The sequence below is a fragment of the Desulfopila sp. IMCC35008 genome (genome assembly GCF_010646885.2).
GTDB lineage: Bacteria > Desulfobacterota > Desulfobulbia > Desulfobulbales > Desulfocapsaceae > Desulfopila.
Map to the genome: position 1 here is coordinate 2,497,587 of NZ_CP050700.1, position 21,461 is coordinate 2,519,047.

The 21,461-nt window shown below is 44.0% G+C and carries 21 protein-coding genes and 1 tRNA gene; 11 read left to right on the top strand and 11 right to left on the bottom strand.

Features of this window, described 5'->3' with window-relative positions; translation table 11 throughout:
* Nucleotides 1-55: 55 nt before the first annotated feature.
* Genes GA520_RS10985 through GA520_RS10995 form a run of 3 tightly spaced genes read left to right on the top strand, consistent with a single transcriptional unit; the run spans nt 56 to nt 1,843 of the window.
* A complete protein-coding gene (locus tag GA520_RS10985) occupies nt 56-586 on the top strand; it encodes a shikimate kinase (RefSeq protein WP_163336566.1) in 531 nt (176 codons plus the stop codon).
* Complete coding sequence (locus GA520_RS10990) at nt 586-921, top strand: nitrous oxide-stimulated promoter family protein (protein WP_163336565.1); 336 nt, start codon at nt 586-588, stop codon at nt 919-921. Before GA520_RS10985 ends, GA520_RS10990 begins: the two co-directional genes overlap by 1 nt.
* Before the next feature lie 25 nt (nt 922-946).
* Nucleotides 947-1,843 (top strand): TIGR01777 family oxidoreductase, encoded by an 897-nt coding sequence (locus GA520_RS10995; RefSeq protein ID WP_163336564.1) that lies wholly within the window; start codon nt 947-949, stop codon nt 1,841-1,843.
* A 14-nt stretch (nt 1,844-1,857) separates the two neighbouring features.
* On the opposite strand, the gene GA520_RS11000 is transcribed toward GA520_RS10995, so the two are convergent.
* From GA520_RS11000 to GA520_RS11040, 9 genes are all read right to left on the bottom strand, one after another.
* A complete protein-coding gene (locus GA520_RS11000; RefSeq protein WP_163336563.1) occupies nt 1,858-3,633 on the bottom strand; it encodes a Na/Pi cotransporter family protein in 1,776 nt (591 codons plus the stop codon).
* 220 nt (nt 3,634-3,853) lie between these two features.
* Entirely contained in the window at nt 3,854-4,747 is an 894-nt protein-coding gene (locus tag GA520_RS11005) for a phosphoribosylaminoimidazolesuccinocarboxamide synthase (protein WP_163336562.1), read from the bottom strand.
* Nucleotides 4,748-4,793: 46 nt separating this feature from the next.
* On the bottom strand, nt 4,794-5,672 hold the full coding sequence (locus GA520_RS11010) for a DUF3108 domain-containing protein (protein WP_163336561.1): 879 nt from the start codon (nt 5,670-5,672) through the stop codon (nt 4,794-4,796).
* A gap of 1 nt (nt 5,673) precedes the next feature.
* Nucleotides 5,674-6,537, bottom strand: coding sequence for a UbiA-like polyprenyltransferase (locus GA520_RS11015; RefSeq protein WP_163336560.1), 864 nt, complete (start codon nt 6,535-6,537; stop codon nt 5,674-5,676).
* A complete protein-coding gene (locus GA520_RS11020; RefSeq protein WP_163336559.1) occupies nt 6,534-7,103 on the bottom strand; it encodes a UbiX family flavin prenyltransferase in 570 nt (189 codons plus the stop codon). The genes GA520_RS11015 and GA520_RS11020 overlap by 4 nt, the downstream gene beginning before the upstream one ends.
* Nucleotides 7,104-7,137: 34 nt before the next feature.
* Nucleotides 7,138-8,034: a menaquinone biosynthesis protein gene (locus GA520_RS11025; protein WP_240910057.1), complete on the bottom strand. Its 897-nt coding sequence runs from the start codon at nt 8,032-8,034 to the stop codon at nt 7,138-7,140.
* A 39-nt stretch (nt 8,035-8,073) separates the two neighbouring features.
* Nucleotides 8,074-9,135, bottom strand: a complete 1,062-nt coding sequence (mqnC, locus tag GA520_RS11030) for a cyclic dehypoxanthinyl futalosine synthase (protein ID WP_163336554.1) — start codon at nt 9,133-9,135, stop codon at nt 8,074-8,076.
* Between the two features lie 10 nt (nt 9,136-9,145).
* Nucleotides 9,146-10,255, bottom strand: coding sequence for an aminofutalosine synthase MqnE (gene mqnE, locus GA520_RS11035; RefSeq protein ID WP_163336552.1), 1,110 nt, complete (start codon nt 10,253-10,255; stop codon nt 9,146-9,148).
* 52 nt (nt 10,256-10,307) lie between these two features.
* Nucleotides 10,308-11,642: a sigma-70 family RNA polymerase sigma factor gene (locus GA520_RS11040; RefSeq protein WP_163336550.1), complete on the bottom strand. Its 1,335-nt coding sequence runs from the start codon at nt 11,640-11,642 to the stop codon at nt 10,308-10,310.
* Between the two features lie 517 nt (nt 11,643-12,159).
* Between GA520_RS11040 and malQ the strand changes: the two genes are divergently transcribed.
* From malQ to GA520_RS11060, 4 genes are all read left to right on the top strand, one after another.
* Nucleotides 12,160-13,686: a 4-alpha-glucanotransferase gene (malQ, locus tag GA520_RS11045; RefSeq protein WP_163336548.1), complete on the top strand. Its 1,527-nt coding sequence runs from the start codon at nt 12,160-12,162 to the stop codon at nt 13,684-13,686.
* 98 nt (nt 13,687-13,784) lie between these two features.
* Nucleotides 13,785-13,860: transfer RNA gene (locus GA520_RS11050), tRNA-Glu, on the top strand.
* A 588-nt stretch (nt 13,861-14,448) separates the two neighbouring features.
* Nucleotides 14,449-15,504, top strand: a complete 1,056-nt coding sequence (locus tag GA520_RS11055; RefSeq protein WP_304511286.1) for an IS630 family transposase — start codon at nt 14,449-14,451, stop codon at nt 15,502-15,504.
* 623 nt (nt 15,505-16,127) lie between these two features.
* Entirely contained in the window at nt 16,128-17,135 is a 1,008-nt protein-coding gene (locus GA520_RS11060; RefSeq protein ID WP_163341197.1) for a sensor histidine kinase, read from the top strand.
* A gap of 178 nt (nt 17,136-17,313) precedes the next feature.
* Here the strand turns inward: GA520_RS11060 and GA520_RS11065 are convergent, their stop codons facing one another.
* Both GA520_RS11065 and GA520_RS11070 read right to left on the bottom strand, forming a co-directional pair.
* Nucleotides 17,314-18,369 carry an IS3 family transposase gene (locus GA520_RS11065; protein WP_240910286.1) on the bottom strand — a complete coding sequence of 352 codons (1,056 nt, stop codon included), beginning with the start codon at nt 18,367-18,369 and terminating at the stop codon, nt 17,314-17,316.
* An 11-nt stretch (nt 18,370-18,380) separates the two neighbouring features.
* Nucleotides 18,381-18,689, bottom strand: coding sequence for a transposase (locus tag GA520_RS11070; protein ID WP_163341234.1), 309 nt, complete (start codon nt 18,687-18,689; stop codon nt 18,381-18,383).
* Nucleotides 18,690-18,809: 120 nt separating this feature from the next.
* On the opposite strand from GA520_RS11070, the gene GA520_RS27140 reads away from it, so the two are divergent.
* From GA520_RS27140 to GA520_RS11085, 4 genes are all read left to right on the top strand, one after another.
* A complete protein-coding gene (locus GA520_RS27140; RefSeq protein ID WP_370362795.1) occupies nt 18,810-19,052 on the top strand; it encodes a MaoC/PaaZ C-terminal domain-containing protein in 243 nt (80 codons plus the stop codon).
* The gene (locus GA520_RS11075) at nt 18,970-19,173 is read left to right on the top strand and encodes a hotdog fold domain-containing protein (RefSeq protein WP_304511322.1); all 204 of its coding nucleotides are present in this window, start codon (nt 18,970-18,972) and stop codon (nt 19,171-19,173) included. Before GA520_RS27140 ends, GA520_RS11075 begins: the two co-directional genes overlap by 83 nt.
* Before the next feature lie 99 nt (nt 19,174-19,272).
* The gene (locus tag GA520_RS11080) at nt 19,273-20,274 is read left to right on the top strand and encodes a DUF3089 domain-containing protein (protein WP_163341136.1); all 1,002 of its coding nucleotides are present in this window, start codon (nt 19,273-19,275) and stop codon (nt 20,272-20,274) included.
* 532 nt (nt 20,275-20,806) lie between these two features.
* The gene (locus GA520_RS11085; RefSeq protein WP_163341133.1) at nt 20,807-21,079 is read left to right on the top strand and encodes an SHOCT domain-containing protein; all 273 of its coding nucleotides are present in this window, start codon (nt 20,807-20,809) and stop codon (nt 21,077-21,079) included.
* Nucleotides 21,080-21,461 lie beyond the last annotated feature (382 nt).

The following is a 21,461-nucleotide window of genomic DNA, read 5'->3' on the forward strand; positions in this document are numbered from 1 at the left end:
AGTTCAGATGTACAGAATTATAGTCTTTGCTAAATGAAAATGAGAATATTAATAGATGAATGAAAATAAGAGGAAATCTAATGTGGTACTCATAGGTATGCCTGGTTCAGGTAAATCGACGGTGGGAATCATATTGGCCAAACAAATTGCCAGGGACTTTGTCGATACCGATGTACTCATCCAGCTTGACGAACAACGCACCCTCCAAGAGATAATCGATAGTAATGGACATATGGCACTGCGGGAAATTGAAGAACGCATTGTATGCGGTGTGGATATAAAAAATCACGTTATAGCGACCGGCGGTTCTGTACCGTACTCCCATAAAGCTATGATGCACCTGAAACAGGATGGATATTTTATTTTTCTTGATGCTGATCTCGATTGTCTGAGATCGCGTATAGAAAATTATGAGACCCGTGGCCTGGCCAAACGCCCAGACCAGACATTCAGGGAACTTTTTGATGAGAGATATGCCTTGTACACCCAATATGCGGATATTACAGTTAACTGCAGTTTTCTCAGCCAGGAACAGGTGTGTACTGAAATTGTCGAAAAACTCAAAAGACACACAGGAAGCGACTAATGCCTGGATCTGACAGGATGGACAATGAACGTGGTACAATTAAGGCAATGACAGAAATGTACTGCGCTTCACACCACCAGACCACGAAGGGTATTCTGTGTGGCACTTGCACCTCGTTTCTCAAATACGCTGAGCAACGTCTTGCCAACTGCCCGTTTCAGGCCGAAAAACCGACATGCGCCAACTGTACAGTCCACTGTTACAAAAAAGACATGCGCAACCTTGCTCGTGAAATCATGCGCTATGCCGGACCAAGAATGATATTGCGTCATCCCGTAATGGCTATACGACATTTACTGGCTAGCCGTATAAAACCACTCGCATTAAATAAATAACTCCCACCACAAACAGGATAGAGACATGAGAACTTTAATCTCAGGATGTACAGGACTTGTAGGAAGTGCCCTTATCGAAAGTCTGCATTCCGCCGGTCACGACATCCGCTGCCTGAAACGTAACAAAGATGCATCCCTTTCTACCTTCTGGGATACCAGGGACCTTTTTTCCGAAGATGACGACTCGCAACCATTCAATCACGTCATACACCTTGCAGGGGAAAATGTTGCAAATGGCAGATGGTCAACAACACGGAAGAAGGCCATTCTGGAGAGCCGGGTTGAGGGGACCCGGCAACTGGTCCAGTACCTCGCGACCCTGAAAACTCCGCCGGAAACCCTGCTTTGCGCCTCCGCCGTAGGGTTTTACGGGAGCCGCGGAGATGAGCTCCTTAATGAACACAGTGGACTCGGCGGCGGTTTTTTGGCAGATGTCTGCAAGCAATGGGAAAAAGAGGCAAAAAAGGCGAAAGAGTTTGGTACCCGTGTCGTCCACCTGCGATTTGGCATGGTGCTCAGCCCCAAGGGAGGAGCCCTGCACAAGATGCTGCCCCCATTCAAGGCAGGGCTTGGTGGCCCCATCGGTAAAGGTACTGGATATATGAGCTGGATTTCAATTCGCGATATAACAAAGATTGTAGAATTCCTTATTAACACCCCTTCCGTTAACGGACCTGTGAACGTTGTTTCACCAACGCCTGTCACCAATAGGGAATTCACCGAAAACCTGGCCAAGGTGCTTCATCGTCCGGCCCGCCTTCCTGCGCCCCCCTTCATGCTTCGCCTTCTTTTTGGTGAGATGGCGGATGAAATGTTACTTTCCAGCACCCGTGCAAAACCAGAAAAACTTCTTGCCAGTGGATATGAGTTTAAAGATACAAACCTTGAGGACGTGCTTAAGTACTGCACAGAAAACAGGTAACTATCTGTCAGGACTTAAATTTCCCCAACTGCAGGCGCCGCAGGCGTGTCAGGAGTGATCTCCGTCTCCATCTCACCCGCCCAGAGAATAGCGGCACTTTTAAGCAGGTTTTTTGCGATCATGCGGGTATAGGAACTGTCGTTCATTAACGAAGACGCCATATTTTCTGTAATTTCACCATCCCTTAACAGCCTGCTGAGCCGATTAGATGCAACCCTGTCCAGATTCTTGTTTTTTTCCCTGGCAACTTCCACCAAACCAAGTAAATCGTAGTCATAAGGTGACCTTCTGATATCTTCGACTCTTCGGAGAACCTCACCGAGATTTGCACGTAAGAAATTGTACTCTCCCTTAATAGCAGTATTGTCGCTCTGCAGGTACTTTCCGATATTTTTCTGAAGTTCTCGGATATCTTTTACGGCCTCTACAATCTCCCTGCTTGCAAGTTTTATTTTGTAGACCTGTTTGCGCTGTTTCTTATTCATATTCGATTCGGCCAGAACAGCATGCTGCAGGATAGTTGAATAGAGTTTTTTAATTCTCCCCTCGTATATTTCGTCGACATCGACGTCACCACGAGGAGCCTTTTCAACAATTCTCCGCCACTCAACCTCTGACAGGATTTCCTCCCTGCTTATTCCTACTGCTTTCAAGATGGTATTGGTGACAATGTCATAAAGATGCATTGTCTCTTTTGCCAAAGCTGTGAGAGCCGGTCCTGGTGTCTTAATTACCTCGTGATCAAGATATATCGGCTTCCCCCTGCGATCTCCCTTAAATATAAAAAGAGTCTCCAGGTAGCCTACCAACTTCCCCATAAAAGGAGTGACGATCAGCACACCGCTCACATTAAAAATAGTATGAAAGAGTGACAATTGCATGGCAATGTCATCATCACCAATCCCTACAACGGAACTAATCTTTATAACAAGTTGTTGAAGGAGAGGCAAAAACAGGATCGCGAAAAGTGCGGTCACAATATTGAAAATAAGATGTGCGACGGCCAACCTCTTGCCGTTGGCATTCGATGTGAGAGACCCAAGTACGGCTGTAACAGTTGTCCCTATATTAGCTCCTATGGCAAGCGAAAGAGAGTTGACATACTCGATTTGACCGGTGGCGACCGCTGTAATAATAAGAGCCATAGTCGCACTACTCGATTGAATTATGACTGTGGCAATTGCACCAAGAAATACGTAGACACCAATACCAAGTAATCCGGAAACAGCAAATTGTGACAAATCGATTCCATTTTTAAGGGTTTCAAACCCATCCTTCATAAAGGAAATACCAAGAAAAATGAAACCCAGCCCCAACAGAATATTGCCAATTCCACGATAGGTCTGTTTTTTGGTGAAGGTAAATAGAACACCGAAGACAAGTATAGGCATTGCATAGGCTGAGATCTTTATCTTCATGCCGAAAGCTGCGACGATCCAGGCAGTGGCAGTCGTACCTATATTGGCACCGAAAACGATACCTATAGCCTGTGAAAGATTTATAAGTTCTGCCGTTACAAACGAAATGGCAATTACAGAGGTAAGAGAGGAGCTCTGGACGATGGCGGTAGACAGAAACCCACTGAAGATTGAGCGTGGAAGGGTGCCTGTCGTTTTTTTGAGAATCTGTGCGAGGGTTCCACCGGTAAAGAGCCGAAACCCATCCTCCATAAACAGCATCCCAACAATAAAAATTGCAACACCCGCAGCTATGGTGGCAAAATCGCTATTAGAGATAAGACCGTAACCAAGCAGAACCAGTAGAGGAAAGATGAGAAATCTCTTTACCATGCCGTGCCCCCGTAAACTATAGAACTTTCAAAGGTAATGAAGTGGTGGCTTCCTGTACTGTATCATTATTACGTCACAATTATGAAAAGTTTTTCCTATATCGCTGCAACAGATAACATTCCACCGAATGTACAGATATAAAAAAAACCCGCATACAGCTTGAAATGTCAATCCGTTTGCGGGCCTTTGGGTGTGCAGGAACAGCTATATGAAGTGAATTTTATTTACCTGTAATCAGGGAAACTGCCTCCTCATAACGCTGCTTTGTCTTTTCCACAATCTCCGCAGGAAGTGTTGGGGGCGGCGGCGTTTTATCCCATTCCAACGATGATAAATAATCCCTCAGGAACTGTTTGTCAAAGCTGGGCTGGCCCTGGCCTGGTGCATACTTATCCATTGGCCAGAACCTTGATGAATCGGGAGTCAACACCTCATCAATTAATATGATACGATCATCAATGACACCTAGTTCAAATTTTGTATCGGCAATTATTATTCCCTTCTCCCTGGCAAACTCTGCAGCCTTCTGATAAAGCTGAACACTGATATCTGCAACCTTCTCCGCCTGTTCTTTGCCAAGGATTTTAACCATTTGCTCGATAGAGATATTTTCGTCATGATCACCGAGTTCAGCCTTGGTTGAAGGGGTGAAAAGAGGATTCGGGAACTGATCAGACTCCTTCATTCCCTCAGGCAACTCAAAACCGCACACGACCCGATTCACTTTGTAGGCCTTCCAGAAGGAGCCGGATATATAACCACGTACTATGCATTCTATTGGCAATGGTTTTGTCTTTTTTACAAGCATGGATCGATCACGAAGCTGATCAGCATATGGTTTGCATGCTTCAGGGTATTCGTCTACATTTGCTGTGATAAGATGATTTTCTACTATATCACCCAACAACTCGAACCAGAACAGCGACAGTTTGGTCAGGACTGCTCCCTTACCGGGAATGGCATCATCCATGACCACATCATATGCGGAAATACGGTCCGTTGCGACCATCAACAGTTTGTCGTCATGTCCGGGGATAGTATACATATCCCGAACTTTTCCTCGGTGAACAATGTTCAGGTCAGAAAAATCTGTTTGTACAATTGGCTCTGTCATTTTTCGTAACTCCTATTGTAATATTTTAAGGGTCCAGTAAGTGTTGCTACCCACCAGCCTCATCTTCTTTCTTGCTCGATACGCTCTTTGTAGTGGTATACCTTGGGCATAAAGGGTTTTCATATGAAACGAGTTTGGCGGTGATAGAGCCAACAACAACCTTCGAATTGATCTGTACCGGCACCCGGCACTCATCATCCGTATACCAGATAACCGTATCCCCTCTCTTGTCGTACAACCCTTTAAATTTAAGTATCGGGCTGACCAGTACTGTCTGGACATCACCTAGCACTGTTTGGGAAGTCATTTGTCGGCTCAGTGTCTTAACAACGACTTCTGCCCTTTTTTTATCAGCGAAGGCCGGAACAATAATGGCTCCACCATCTTTAAATTCCATAAGCCTTGATGCAAAGAAGGCGGAAAACTCGTTATGTGAAGTCCCATCAATTTTGAACTCACGTACAGGCTGGTCATTTTTACGATATTTGACAACTCCTTTTTCCTGATCGTACGTCGTCATACGATATGCAGTATAGCTATACCCTTCTTCCTGATAAACCTCATAAAAATACGGTAACCGTTCGTCCCCGCGTACCCTGGTTGTGTGCGTGTCGTGAACAGGATAGATACTATTCATAAATGTTCCCTCAGTCGTGACGTACGCATCAAGTTCATACCCTTCGTCTTTGTCACGGTGAATTTCCATATGCAATTCCCCGATCTTGACCCCACCAGTCCAGGAAATGGCATACTTCAATTTCTCGGTACCACTGTAGGCTATACGAACCATTTCAGCAGACATTACACCGTAGGGGATATCCTTGAGATTTTGAGACTCCTCACTCAAACACTCGCTTGCCAGTGTACAGGCTGACAACACCGTAAGCGTAGCAACTGCCCGTAAATGAATCGGTTTAAAACGCATCTCAACCACCACCTTCCGTCAAAAGTGACAACCAGGTAGCAAGAAATAGCGCAATGCTGATAAACCCGTTCATGGAAAAGAAAGAAACGTGAATACGTGAAAGATCTTCAGGCCTGACCAGTATGTGTTGATAGAGCAATGCTCCGCCTGAGAGGATAAGACCCACAAAATATAACCAGTTCAAACCTGCCATAAACCCCGTAAGGGTAAAAAAAAGGAAGGCAATGATATGAAAAAGCCCGGCTAAACGGAAGGCATTGACCCTCCCGAGCCTTGATGGTAGAGAGTAAAGCCCTGCCTTTTTATCAAAATCGGCATCGAGACAGCCATAAATTGTATCAAAGCCGGCTACCCAGAACAGTACCCCTAACGATAATACAAAGGGATATCCTTCCAGGCTTCCTGCTACTGCCACCCAGCCCCCAAGAGGGGAAAAGGCAAGAGCCAGACCAAGAACAATATGACAAAAGGAAGTAAAGCGTTTAGTGAAAGAGTAAAAAAATGTCAAAAACAGGGCAACCGGCGCAAGCATTAAGGTCAGGCTGTTCAGCAAATAACAGGCCAGGAAAAAAATCAGGGCAAAACCCATTACAAGTGCCCATGCCTCAACCATCTTCACTTCACCAGAAGGGATAGCCCTCGATTCAGTCCTGGGATTGGCCTTATCAAAACGATAATCCACTATCCTGTTAAAACCCATTGCTGAGGTCCGTGCCCCAACCATTGCCATGATAATCAAAAGGACAGTGGTGAAATCAGGAAAACCTCGACCGGCCAGGAAAGCGCCGGTAAAAGCAAAAGGCATGGCAAAAACAGTCAGCTTAAACTGAATCATCTCCAGCAGGATGGATATTTTTTTTATCATGTTATTTTCCCCTCCCACCTCCTACGGCCGGGAACAACTATATTGAGGAGATCAGTAACCTTCCAGGCAAATGTCCGCGCTGCCTCTTCAATCGTTTTGGGGTTAAGGTAATATCCTGGCATGGCAGGACAGATTATTCCTCCTGCATCATGAACCTTGAGCATATTCTGAAGATGATTTCTGTTAAGCGGTGTTTCCCGGACTACCAAGATCAGCCGCCGCCTCTCCTTTAACATCACATCGGCAGCCCTATGTATCAGGTTGATAGACAGCCCATTGGCAACAGAGGCAAGTGTACCCATAGTACAGGGAATGATAACCATCGCCTGATAATCGCTGGAACCTGAGGCCGGGGGGGCAGAAAAATCCTTCTCGTCAAACCACTTTTCCACATGGGGTAAGTTGTCAGGCTGGAGCCCCTGTTCCATTGCCAGCACTTCCCTGCCGGATGAGGAACAAATCCCATGCACGATTACATCCCCCTGGCTCAACTCGTTTAGTAAGGCAGGAACATAGACCATACCGCTTGCTCCTGTTACCGCAACAAGCAGCTTTTCGTGCGTCATGTTGTTCTCCACCTCATTATCGACTGTAACGAACTCATATTTTTACAAATTTCAATGGCAAGGCGTTGGCTTCAACCTCCTGCCTCTGGATAAGGTGAGTAAAAAATTCAATTAATGCATCAACCTTTTTCTGTCCAAGATCGTACTCAATCCCTTTCAGATAATGATAACAATCATGAATGTTCATGGGAATACGAGGCGCGGCAATTTTGCATATTCCCATTAACTCAGCGCAACCCTCTTCCCTGCATCTCAGCAGTTTGTGATATACTTTTTCTAGAAGCTCCGCTTCTTTTTCTACAAATTCGCGGCGAACCGCACAAACAGCAAAAACAAAAGGCAGGCCTGTCTGCTGGGTCCAGACCTCACCGAGGTCAAGACAATAATCATAAATACCAGCTTTTTTCAGTCGTAAAGCATCATCTCCAATCGCTAATACACCATCACACCCATCTTGTCTTGCGTCATCAATGACCCCAACGAAATAGTCAGGTCTTTGGTTATAAAACTCCTCAAGAATAATTTTAACGAGGGCGACAGATGTTTCAGACTGGCTGGAGAGTAGCACCTTCAGGAACCTGGCCGTCCCCACCTTTTTCCTCGAAAAGAGAAAAACAGAGCCGACAGGACCGCTAGCACTTATTGAAAGATCGGGGAGTATTTCGTACTTCTCAGGATTCCTTGCATATTCGTAGCACGACACAAAACCGAGATCAAGTTCACCTTGAGCCAACAATTTGTTCAGTGTCGATGGAGGTGCTTCGAGTACATGCCACCCGGGTTGAAGAGGGTACTTCTTCCAGGTTTCATAAATCGGTGCGGTATTGATGTAATTCACCATACCGATACGAACCTCGCATACCTCTGGCAGCAGGTGATCGATGGTAATCTTATCTAAATTGTCAGCGTCAACAGGACGCATTCTGTTCATGCTTTATACCTTTACGACTTTATTTAAAGGGATACATCCTCAAGGCATTACTAAAGTGTAGTCCATTCTGCGCTGGCATGGCTCAAATCCACTATCGGTTACCAGTTTCCTGATTTCCTGCTCCGACAACCTAAAACTGACTCCGGCAGCGGCAACAACATTCTCTTCTATCATGGTGCTACCGAAGTCATTTGCCCCGAAAAAGAGGGAAAGCTGAGCGACCTTCGGTCCTTGCGTAACCCAGGACGCCTGAATATTATCAAAGTTATCGAGATATATCCGGGACAAGGCCAACATTCGAAGATACCCTACTGCCGAGGTTCCTTCAACTTCAGCCAGTAAGGTGTTGTCAGGCTGGAACGGCCAGGGAATAAAGGCAGTAAAACCGTTTGTTCTATACTGCAGATCCCGAAGTCGACGTAGATGCTCCAGACGTTCTTCTACCGTTTCTATATGGCCAAACATCATTGTGGCCGTAGTCCGTAACCCCTGGTCATGAGCTTCTCCCATGATTCGTATCCACTCATCAGCGTTACACTTCCTGGGAGCAATGGATGCCCTGACCCGGTCGGAAAGAATCTCCGCTCCTCCACCCGGAATAGAGTCGAGACCTGCATCAATCAACTGGCTGATAATCTCAGTGGTAGGTCTGGAGGCTATTTGGGAAAAATGGTGAATTTCCGGAGGTGAGAAACCATGAACGTGAATACCTGTACCCTTAATAAATCGTAACATATCAAGGTAGTAGTCAAACGGAAGATCAGGATGCAGCCCGCCCTGAAGAAGGATCTGGGTACCCCCCAGGTCCTGTGTTTCCTTGATTTTATCACCAAGCTCGTTTTTACCCAGTACATAGCCATTGCCTTTTTCAGGCGCCTTGAAAAAGGCACAGAATTTACAGGCGGAAATACAGGTGTCGGTATAGTTAATGTTACGATCAATGACATAGGTCACCCTGTTTTCAGGATGTTTCTGCCAACGAACACTCTCTGCCATGAAACCAAGGTCATGGAGACTTGCTGTTCTTTCGAGCAACAGGAACTCTTCATCGCTGATCCTCTGGGATTGGTCTACTTTTTCTGCAATTGATTGGATATCCATGTCACCCACCTCAGTTGTCTGTTCTTGGATGGGTTTCGATGATATTGTACAGAGTACCCCTTTCAATAGGTGTTCGTCCTGCCTCACGGATAAGCCGAACCAGAGTGGATGAACCAATGGTATGTCCGGATTCCGAACCGGCCATACGGGTAATAATCTCTTCTTTAACAGTTCCATCCATATCGTCAGCACCAAAACTAAGCGACACCTGGGCTAATTTGGGCCCAATCATGACCCAATACGCTTTGATGTGAGGAAAATTATCGAGAAACAACCTTGCTACTGCTATATTCTTTAAGTCATCAATACCCGTTGAGCGGGAAAGCGTTGACATTTCGGTGTTCTTGGGATGAAAGGCAAGTGGTATAAACGCCAGAAATCCACCCGTCTCATCCTGAGCATCACGAAGCGCATGTAAATGTTCCATACGCTCTTCCAGTGTCTCAATATGGCCATACAACATGGTCGCATTTGTTTTCAGACCACTCCTGTGAGCTGTTTTGGCGATTTCGATCCACTCATTCCCCGGTAGTTTATCCTTACAGGTTATTTCCCTGATTCTCGGTGCAAACACCTCTGCACCACCACCGGGAATAGAGTCCAGTCCGGCCTCTTTTAATATTTCGAGTGTATCCGCAACCGACTTTCCTGCTAAACCGGCCAGGTGCCCAATCTCAACACAGGTGAATGCCTGGATATGCACATCGGGACGAACCTCCTTGATGCCACGCAATACATCCAGGTAATAGCTAAACGGTAAATCCGGATGAATACCACCCACCATGTGAATCTCTGTGATCGGCTCATCCAGCCGTTCCTGTACTTTTCGTTTCACATCGTCTACCGTCATCTCATAGGCAAGTTCGGCATCTTTCTCCTTACCGAAAGCACAGAACTTACAGAGGTTGGTACAGATGTTAGAGTAATTTATATGCTGGTTGTAGATGAAATACGTATTGTCGCCATTCATCTTCTCGCGCACGATATTGGCCATTGCGCCAACAGCTAGTATATTGCTGTTGCGGTACAATCGCAGTCCATCGTCAAAGGATAACCTTTCACCTTCAACAACCTTGTCATATATATCGCCGAGTCCGGCACGTTTTATCGAGTTTTGCATAGAAACAAAAAAGCCGGGATAGAATCCCGGCTCAAACTGGTAGAGGTTACAATCAATCTATAAAGAACTTCAATTTGTCACGACGGCTTGAATGTCGAAGCCTGTTAAGGGCTTTCTTTTCAATCTGCCTGATACGTTCTCGCGAAACGTTGAATCGTTTTCCAATCTCTTCAAGGGTGTATTCCGCCTTTTCTCCAATCCCGAAACGAAGACGGATGATCTTTTCTTCACGTTCACTGAGGGTTGAAAGTATCTCCGTAACCCTTCCTGCGAGTTCCCTGTTTTGAACCGCGTCGTATGGCGATTGAGATTCCTGGTTTTCAAGAAAATCACCTAAGGTTGAATCATCGTCCCCTACTGGCGTTTCGAGGGAAATTGGCTCTCTTGATGCTTCAAGGATAGAAAGGATCTTATCCATGGGCAAATTAGTCGCCTTGGAAATCTCAAGCGGTGTCGGCTCCCTTCCAAGCTCTTTATACAGTGCATAAAAGGCTTTGAAAAACTGGCTCCTCAGCTCCAAAAAATGAACAGGAAGTCTGATTGTTCTGGTTTTATCGAGGATAGCCCTGGTAATCGCCTGTCTGATCCACCAGCTTGCATAGGTCGAAAACTTATTACCCTTGGTGTAATCGAATCGAAAGACGGCCCTCATAAGGCCAAGGTTTCCTTCCTGAATGAGATCAGCAAGAGTCAACCCCTGGTGCATATATCTTTTGGCAATTGATACAACAAGACGCAAATTAGCTCTGATCATTGTATCTTTTGCCACTTCAATAGAACGCGAATAAGCCTCTATTTTCGCCTGAAGTTCAAATAAGTCCCGAATGTCGGGATATCGGCGTGCAGCACTGTTGACACTGTACCGCATGAAATTGAGCTGCTGCTTTTTAGGCTTTAGGGTCGGATCCCGTTTTTCCCATAAATCGATTCTCTCGCGTAAGAGATGCATCTCTTTGATGCCTGAACTATCTTCACGGACGGCTACAATGATAGATTCGAAACCCTGTCGGATAGTCTTGCTGTACTTTGCTTCCTCTTCAGGCGTCAGCAGGTCGAATCGCCCCATCTCGCGAAGGTAGGTAGTTGTTGTCTCCTCCGCTTCATGTGACTCTTCCTCTGTTACTCCTGAAGCGAGATCCAATTCATCGGAACCATTTTCTGAACCATCAGCCTTCCTCTCCCAGACTTCACCGGAAAGAGTTCTCTTTTCACCTGATTTTTCAACCGTTACTATTTCGATGTCATGAGCACCGAGAAAATTAAATATTTTCTCAATGGCATTGGGATCCTTGATTTCATCAGGGAGCAGTTCGTTTAGATCGTCAAAACTGATACATCCCTCAGATTTACCTGCTTTCAGAAGATTTTCTTTTAATTCAGACAGCACAGGGCCACAACTCCATTGCTAATATTTATTGGTAAGATCACTGCGATTCTTAGCCGTTAGACTCTTGTATACTCGAGTCCGGCAATCAAAAAATTGCCAACACTTGTTAAGATATCAGGTGATTACAAACGCCACAGCGAATCAAACAGTAAATTTCGCCAAAATTCCCACATTACCGCATTGATACTATTTATGCAAACGTTATGTCACCTATCTCTGTTTATACGCATATTTCTACCAATTAACCAATTGTTTTCACCCTTGTATGAAAACAAATCAAGGCTATTATATCCGTAGATGCCAGTCGCTTCTGCATAGCGACACAATCAACGGATCTGCCAGTATCGCCTGAGTCACATTATAGCACTCATTGGTCTTTAGGCAAGGCGACGACTTCATCCTCTTGGCAATTAGATAGAATTTTCACTCCCCAAAGGATAACAACTCATGTTCACACGTCAGAAAACATGATCCTCCTCATTCAGAACGACGTATTTTCAATGTAATATGACAAATTATGAAAAACTTTTTAACCAATAACAGACGAAGTGGCATTCTGGCCCATATAAGCTCCCTTCCCTCACCTTTTGGAATAGGTGACATAGGTCCGGCCAGCTGGAATTTCCTTAATTATCTGCAAGACTGCGGACAACGTTGCTGGCAATTCCTACCACTCAACCCAACAGATGATCTTTTTGATAATTCTCCCTACATGTCGACAGCCGCATTTGCAGGCTCTCCACTCCTGATTTCACCAGAGCTCCTTTACCAAGAAGGCCTTATCACCAAATACAGTATGTTGGATCATCCTGCATTTTCCCCGTATTGCACTGAATATGACAAGGTCCAACTCTATAAAACCAAGCTGTTGCAGGAGGCGTTTCAGGAATTCAGGAAATCCCCTCCTCCTGAGTTTACTGATTACTGCACCGAACACCCCTGGTTAACCGATTACGGCCTCTTTATGAGCTTGAAAAAACAACATGGTCAAAAAGGGTGGTTTGACTGGCCGAAAAAGGAGGCGACCCGGCAAAACCAATGCATTGCCGAACAGGTTGAAAAACTGAGAGACTCCATACTTTATTATCAGTTTGAACAATTTATTTTTCACCAACAATGGCTGGAGCTGCAAGCCAAAGCAAGGGAACGTGACATCCTCCTTTTCGGTGACATCCCTATTTATGTGGGACTCGACAGTGTCGATGTCTGGGCAAATCAGGGGATTTTCTGTCTTGATAAATCGACAAGCCTTCCGACCCTCGTCTCCGGCGTACCTCCAGACTATTTTAGCAAAACAGGCCAGCGATGGGGAAACCCTTTATATCAATGGAACACCTTGTCTACAACGATAAGGAACAATCTCATTGATTGGTGGGTACAACGGCTCGTTTCGACCTATGAATTTGTCGATATTGCCAGGATTGACCACTTCAGGGCTTTTGAGTCATATTGGGCGATTCCGGCAGAAAACAAGGATGCCGTAAACGGAAAATGGCTCAAGGGGCCTGGTCCAGAGTTCTTTTCATCTATATTTCAAAAACTTGGCCCATTAAATATAATCGCAGAAGATCTTGGCATAATTACAGAGGAAGTCCATAAGTTAAGAGAGGATTTTCACTTTCCCGGCATGAAAGTCCTCCAGTTTGCCTTTGATGGAAACCTGGACAACAGTTTTCTCCCACACAACTTCACCACCCCTAATTGCGTTGTGTATACAGGCACTCATGACAATGACACGACTGTCGGATGGTTCCTCAGCAACCAGTTGGATGATGAGATTCGCAGTACAGTAAAACACTTGGCTAACCGTGAGATGCACGACCACTCCCCCATACATCACGACATGATCTACTTGGCACTCTCTTCTATCGCTGCCCTATCGATAATCCCGCTTCAGGATGTCCTGGGATTTGGGAACGATTGCAGAATGAACACCCCTGGCGTACCAAAAGGGAATTGGGGATGGCGGTGCGCCCCTGAATTTCTGACTGGCGAGACTGCGACACACCTGAGACAGGTGACAAAACGATTTAACAGGATATGAAAGGGGCGTCTCATTTATTAACCATCATACATCTCAAAAAAACTCCAACAATTTCTTGACAAGATGATATCGACTCAGGTATAAACACGCTCATTCATGGCCCCATCGTCTAGTGGCCTAGGACACCGGCCTCTCACGCCGGGAACAGGGGTTCGAGTCCCCTTGGGGTCACCATGAAACAATTCAAGCACTTACAGGTATCATCCTGTAAGTGCTTTTTTCATTCCCCCCCACCCTATCCCCCACCATCAAAAAAAATTGACCGCTACACAGTTGAGAACTAACGAAGTCCGTTATCAGGCTGTCTGAACTTGTCGTTAATGAACCTGAAAGAGAATGGTTCAAAATCTCCAGGGTCGCATATAGCTTAAATCTATTTCTTTTCACTGCCTAACATGCACCCTCAACATATAATTACAAATACTTACAAGATCTGACACCTTAGGGAGACTGCTGAAAATACACATTTAAAATTCTCAGACAGGATTAGGGCAAAATGCCCGAACAAGTCCCAAGTAAAGTCACAAAAGTACTCACTAATAAAATACCTGGTGGAAGAAAGCAGGATAGCAAAATCTGGCAGAGCGAGTTTACAAACCAAGACATATCCTACAATGTGGACATTCCAATGCCTAAATTCAGAAAAAGAATCCTCCTCTCTATCTGTCTTTTCATATTTTAAACTTACAAGGAGGGCATATTGTGAAGACCTATCAGTGCAAGGTTGTCCCGTGCTATTAATCCGTTCATTAATCAGTAGACATGTGTTATACTCCATCCATGAATATTGAAGATGGAAGGAAAATTAACCGAGAAGCCCTTGAAGCTATAAGAATAAGGGCTGTAAAGCGTGTAGAGGCAGGAGAGAGCCCTGAAGTAGTTATAAAGGCCCTTGGATTTACTAGAACCGTTATCTATGAATGGCTTGCGAAATATCGAGAAGGTGGTCTTGATGCTCTTCGCAGTAAGAAAGCCCCTGGAAAACAGCCAAAACTTAACGGAAAGCAGCTTCAAAAACTGTATCGAATTATTGTTGGGGTAGATCCTCGCCAACTCAAATTTGAATTTGCGCTTTGGACACGTGGCATGGTGCAGGAACTCATAAAACGAAGATTTCGAGTCAGCATGAGTGAGGTTTCTGTAGGTCGTTTGTTGAGAAAACTTGGGCTGAGCCCCCAACGGCCACAAAGAAAGTCGTATCAGCAGGATGAATACCTTGTTCTGAAATGGATGGCGGAAGACTTTAAGGAAATCAAGAAGCTTGCAAAGAAGGAGAAGGCTGAAATATTCTTTGGTGATGAGTCGACAGTCCGTTCTGATTACCATTCCGGTACGACTTGGGCCCCAAAGGGGAAAACGCCTGTGGTTAAAACCACAGGATCTAGGCATAAAGTTAATTTGATCTCTGCAATCAACCCTCGTGGTGCAATGAAGTTTATGGCCACGGAAGACAGTGTAAATTCTTCCGTTTTTATTGAATTCCTGAAGCGCCTTATTATCGGGGTGAAAAGGCCGGTTTTTCTGATTCTCGACAACAGCTCTGTTCATCGTTCGAATGAGGTTCGTAAATTTGTAGAGAGCACCAATGGGAAGTTGAAAATCTTCTTTCTGCCACCCTACGCACCAGAGTTGAATCCTGATGAGCACGTTTGGAATTATCTTAAGAACCATAAAATTGGTCGTCAAACCACCACCAATGCATGGGATCTGTATAAAAGAGTCATGAAGGTCATGCGCTCGCTCCAACGCAGACCAGAGACAGTAAAATCATTCTTTCAGCATCCGTGGACAAAGTATACGATTGTGTCTACTGATTAACGTTCGGATTAATATCGTGCATCCTACCTAACGACTAAACATTTTGCATATAATTATAAAAGGAAGTTTCATGTGTGTTATACTGTTAACTTGATATCCAGTGAAATTATCAGGATATAAAGCAGAAAACAGGATAGCTGGCTGTTTTTACATGATCAGAATTTTCTATGTTTTGGAGCTATACGGAAACCAGAAAATAACTTGTTAGACATAAGAAAAGTTGAAAACATTGGAAAAGCCACACACAGGATAACCAAATACATAAGTAAAATGATCCAAACTTTTATTGAAATACTCATAGATACTAGTGTTGGATTGCTTGTGGCTGGTTTGCTTATGTATTCAATTTACTCATTAACAGATAAATTGATCTATACTTTCATTGGTTTCATTGTCCTATCAATTGGCTTATATCCGTTGATCGCACATTTCGGGTTAGGCAAAAAAACTACAAAAACTATCTTTTCTAATAAAGTGAAAGAAAACTTATAATTCCAGTTCAGTAAAAGAAAATTATAATAAAATGTCTAACCAGCTGTTTCACACCACTCCGCTACGCTCCATTCGGCGCTGAAGCTCGCCGGTGAATTAAACGTTGGGCTACTAAAAATGAGGGTAAATATATGACAATCGATTCCTCACTAAAAACTTCCATGTTTCGAGATGGATTGGATGAGCAATCACAGATAAATCCACTTAAATTCGCCTGTTATATAACAATTCTATATGTGGTATTACTTTCACTTTACATAGTTATTTCTGGGGAGGTAACCTCAAGACTTTCAATAACTGTACAAAATTTAGCCTACTTTGAACAATACAAAGGTATTGTGTATGCGCTGGTGTCAGGGGGTATTTTATTTTTTCTAAGCTTTTTAACTCTAAATAGAATTAAGCAACAGGATGATCTAATAATCCGTCAAAACAAAAGCATTCTTTCATCAGAACCCATTGTTATTACAGGTATTTTTTCAGCATCAGTTTGCCATGATATTAACAACTTAATGACTATCATCCTCGGTAACATAGAATTTCTGGAAGAATGCAAAAGGAGGGATGATGAAGATTTACAGTCAATTGCAGATATTCATGATGCTTCTACCAAGCTTATTTCTCTTGTTAAAAGAATGATGGATAATGGTAAAAATTATATACCTGGACAACATAAAATCACAAATATGTCTGATGTTATTGAAAATACTATTCAATTTGCCAAAAAACATAACAAATTAAAAAATTGTGACATAACTCATGAAATTGAAGAATCATTAAATATTGATATTAATTCTATACTTATCGAAAGAATGTTAATAAACATAATGCTTAATGCTGCTGAAGAAACAGGCTTTTCGGGAAAGTTACTCATTAAATTCTATAAAGTTGATAATTTGGCAACATTAGAGGTTCATGATAATGGGCCAGGTGTTCCTGATAATTTGCATGAACAAATATTCGAACCATTCTATACATCCAAAAGAGGGGGCAATGGTCTAGGTCTTTTGTCTATGAAAATATGTGCTGAACAACATAATGGAGCAACCCAACTTAAAAAATCTGACTTGGGTGGAGCCTGTTTTTGCTTAACTTTTCCTATAGAAAACATCGGGGCAAAGGCCCAACCAAGCGCTTAACGCAGACGGCTAGAACACAGGCGGCACTGCGGGGAAAAACACGGTGGGCCGCTGGTTATCACTACGTTCATTTAGGTAAAATCATAGAGAGATCCTTTATGAAGGTGTAATGCTTCTCTTGGAATTGGAGAATCCCCCTCGTTGAGTTAGTTGGTTGTTTCTTCTCTTTCAACGCTTTTCAACTGCCCTCTACCGCCGCAGGGAACCCCGTCAAGGCCCGATTCCGATAAAGGGCCCCAACTGAATGCCCGGCAGAGGATATTGGGACTTGGTGGGGTGGATTATTTCCCCGGATGCCCCCTGAACGTTTTTTCTTTCTCGCTTGCCGAGCCAATTCAAGCTTCTCATCTCGTTCCCGGAAGATTTCCTGGGATCGTCCATTTAGTTTATCGATCGGAGCAATATATCCAATGGCACTGTTGAGGCGAACATTGTTGTAATGATGTATATAATCACCGACCACTCTTCTCGCATCTTCAAGGCTCAGCAGTACTCCCGGCCTGATGCATTCCCTTTTCAAGGTGCCGTGCCATCTCTCTATTTTGCCATTACTCTGCGGATAATAGGGAGATGTTCTAACATGGGTCATCCCAACAAACCTGATATACTCCTTAAAGTCTTTTGAGACAAACTGTGGACCGTTATCCGATATGATCCTTGGTTTCTCTTTAGGGAATTGTTCCCTGGCTCTTTGTAACACAATCTCAATGTCCTGCTCGGTCATCGATTCCCGTAACTCCCAGTGGACGATATATCGGCTGCACCCATCTAGAATGGTGCACAGGTAGTAAAAAGTCCCACAGATATTGATGTAGGACATGTCAATATGCCAGTGCTCATGTATCCCAAGGGGTTGAGTGAAACCATTACCCTTCTTCGACTTGCCCTTACTCCACCTCTGCAGTAGACCTGCACCGCTCAATACCCGGTAGGTAGAACTCGGGCTGACGGCGACAATATTGTTATCCAGCATCATGAAGGTGAGCCGTCTATAACCTTCAGCCGGGAACTTGTGATGATAATCGATTATTGCCTGCCTTTCCCAGGCTTCGAGCCAGAAGTCTCGTGGTATAAGGCCATTGTGCTCGTTGGCCTTGCCGTACCTGTCCTTCCAGTTGTAATATTTGCTTGATTGAATTTGCAGCCAACCGATATATTTCACTGCGGGGAGACCTGTTACCTCTGACCAGTACCTCACGAAATCTATTATACTGTCCCGAGTATCGTGAGGCACCCAGGCTCCTTTCAGATCTCCCCAAGATCTTTTTTTAGCTTGACGTGCTCCTCCATCAATTCAGAGAGCACTTCGTTCTTACGCTGAAGTTTTTGCTCCAGAGCTTGAATTTTGGCCTCATCCTGCTTTTTCTCGGTTGTCTTATTCCGATCAAAAGCGGCGGCACCGTGTTCAAAAAACTCTTTCTGCCACCTATAAAAGACGGTCGGGTGAAGATTGTATTCGTCACACAGATCTGAAACAGGGACATGATCAACAAGGTGCCGTTTCAAGATGGTTACTTTTTCTTCCCCTGAACGATTTTTTCTTTTCCTCTTCATTGAGTTCTCCTTTGGTTGAGTATGTTAACTCAAACAATAGAAAACTCCAATTCCCGCTGAACCAATACAAAGGCATATCCGAAAGAGCGTTTTTCAACTGAAATTTCTTTTTCAAAAACTATTGTATCTGACTTCGCAAATGGTGTTGGCGATATCAATCCTTCACATCATGATCATGAATTCGCGAAAAATACTCGCTTTGGTAGATTGACAGCAAGTGGACCACATACAACAGCATTATTGCTTTCATTAACAGCATCCCATTTTTCAAAAAAGAGCCATGTTGGGCCTAGAGTTTTGGGTTCGGTTCCGTCGTCCAATTTTTGCAGACGAAAAGATAATCCTGGAGTGGATGGTTATTAAAGTAACTCCAAATGAGAAACTTAAAGGCGATATCGTAGAATTACGTGGACGCATAAAAGGTGAAGATGGTAAGACCTCTCTTGGAGCAAAAGGCAAAGTCTTGGCTTGCGATAAACTGTGAATTATAAATATATTTTCCGAACAAGGCGCTTGAGAGGGACGCTCTTAACGTCGTGCCCTTCAGCTTTCCGTTAACCACAAAAATAGATTAGGATTTTACATGAAAAACAATATGTTGCCAGTTTTGCATTCAATAATTTTGATAACTGTTTTTTGCCTGGTGACAGTTTTTCCCAGCCAGGCTATGCCACCACTAGATGTAGAGGCTCTGCCAAAAGCTCCAGATTATGCGGTACCGGGAAGCTGGCTAGTCAAGCCTGCCTCTCCCACTGCCTCGGTTGATGTCTTTTTCGTTTATCCAACGGTCCTGTTTAATGATAAGGATTGGATGATGGATACGACTATACCTGACATGCGGGCAGCAGCCATGGAGATGGTAAACACTCAGGCTTCTGTCTTTGAAGGAAAAGCGAATATTTACGCCCCAATGTATCGCCAGATGAATTTAGCTGGCCTGGGTTTGAGTGATGCCGATGCCGCACCATTGCAAAAGATCGTTCATGATGATATTTGGCGCGCTCTGTCCTATTACCTAAAATATGAAAATAACGGCCGCCCATTCTTCTTGGCAGGCCATAGCCAGGGTTCCATGATATTGACGGATCTTCTCCTTGAGCATTGGGGGTCTACCGGCAACGAAAAGAGACTCATTGCAGCCTTGCTACCAGGGTGGTCTTTGACCCCGACAGAACTTGCTGCTAACCCCTATGTACACATGTGTGAAAGTTCAGACCAAACAGGATGTGTCATTTTCTACAATACAATGGCTGCAGGGCGACAATCAGCAGCACCGACTCTCAAGAAGGGTGCCTTGGCTGTAAATCCCCTATCATGGACCACGGACAGCGTATTTGTCCCTGCTAAAAAGAACATTGGCTCTGTTTTTTTTGATACAACAGGAACGGCTACTACCTACCCCCATTTCACTTCGGCTCAGATTGTAGATGGCGGCCTCATTGTCCAACCCGAGAATATCGATTTGGTTACTGTCCAAGGCGGCCATTTTCCGGAAGGGGTCTATCACGCCTTTGACTATTCACTGTTTTTCAAAAATCTTAAAGCCAATATTGCGGAACGTATCGACGCCTATACCCATAAGTGAGTATCTGATGTAAAAAATTATTATAACATTTTACTCAACCAGATTCGGGCCGGAAAGCGGCCCTCACTGGTGAGCAATGTGTTCATGGTGTCCCGGATGTGTCCCGACATAGGTTACTTACCTCGTATTTACTGAGCAATGGGAAGTTCATACCTTCCCATTCCTTCTATTTTCCATCCATATATGGTGAGTGCTTTCTGTTCGAGATCAAAAAATAAGAAATTGCTTGATTGGTAATGTCATGCTCCTTCCATTTCGCCTAACATGCGCCGTTTGATCAAAAATGAGTCGCAATACTGATCTCATACTTACGTAGAGATTAGTTGGGTATTTTTTAGATACCACATTTTGTCAACTGGGTAGTTTTTACTCACATTCTTTTCAAGCCTCCTTTTATCTATACAATCAATTTCAATATTAGTATTAATATTAGACAATTAGGACAATACGCTTCCTGCAACATTGTGGCACAATGGTTGCTAGATAAAAGGTGTCTACATTAATACAACCCATTGTTAAAAGGAGATTCAAGATGTGGGGACAACAATTTGGTGAATGGGGTTCAAACTTTTGTGGTTACGGACCTTCTTTTGGGCATGGTCCTTGGTTTTTTGGATGGCTTTTACCGTTGTTTTTCTGGGGGGCTATTTTATTTGCAATATACGCAATCGCAAAATCATTGTTTTCCAGCAACAAATCCCAACAAGTCGATACCGCTTTTGACATATTAAGAAATCGCTTTGCTTCAGGTGAAATAACTGAAAAAGAATATACCGCTCAAAAAGCAGTTCTCGGCAAGCGGTAATGTCTACCTAAAAGCTTAGGAGAGCAGGGGGACCTGCTCATCACCTATTCACACAAAACTGGCGAATATTATTCACATATTGATCGGTGATCCTGTTCCGGAAATTGGCTTTCCACTATGCCCACTACCCCTATAGAGTTGGTCAGAGTCTCACGGCCTCGTTCATGCCCGAGAGTACTCTCCTATCTTCTGGTGAAAGCAAGGGTTACAGGGATCACTGGTTTCTACAGCCTCCTTTTGCCGAAAGCTGCTCAATACTGAATGAGTATCTTTAAGAGCGAGGTTTATAGAAAGAAGTCGTAAATCAGTTACTCTCAGATGGTTAATCCGAAAATATATTTCGCTTGTCCTTCCTGGTCAAACAACTTACATTTCGCATCAA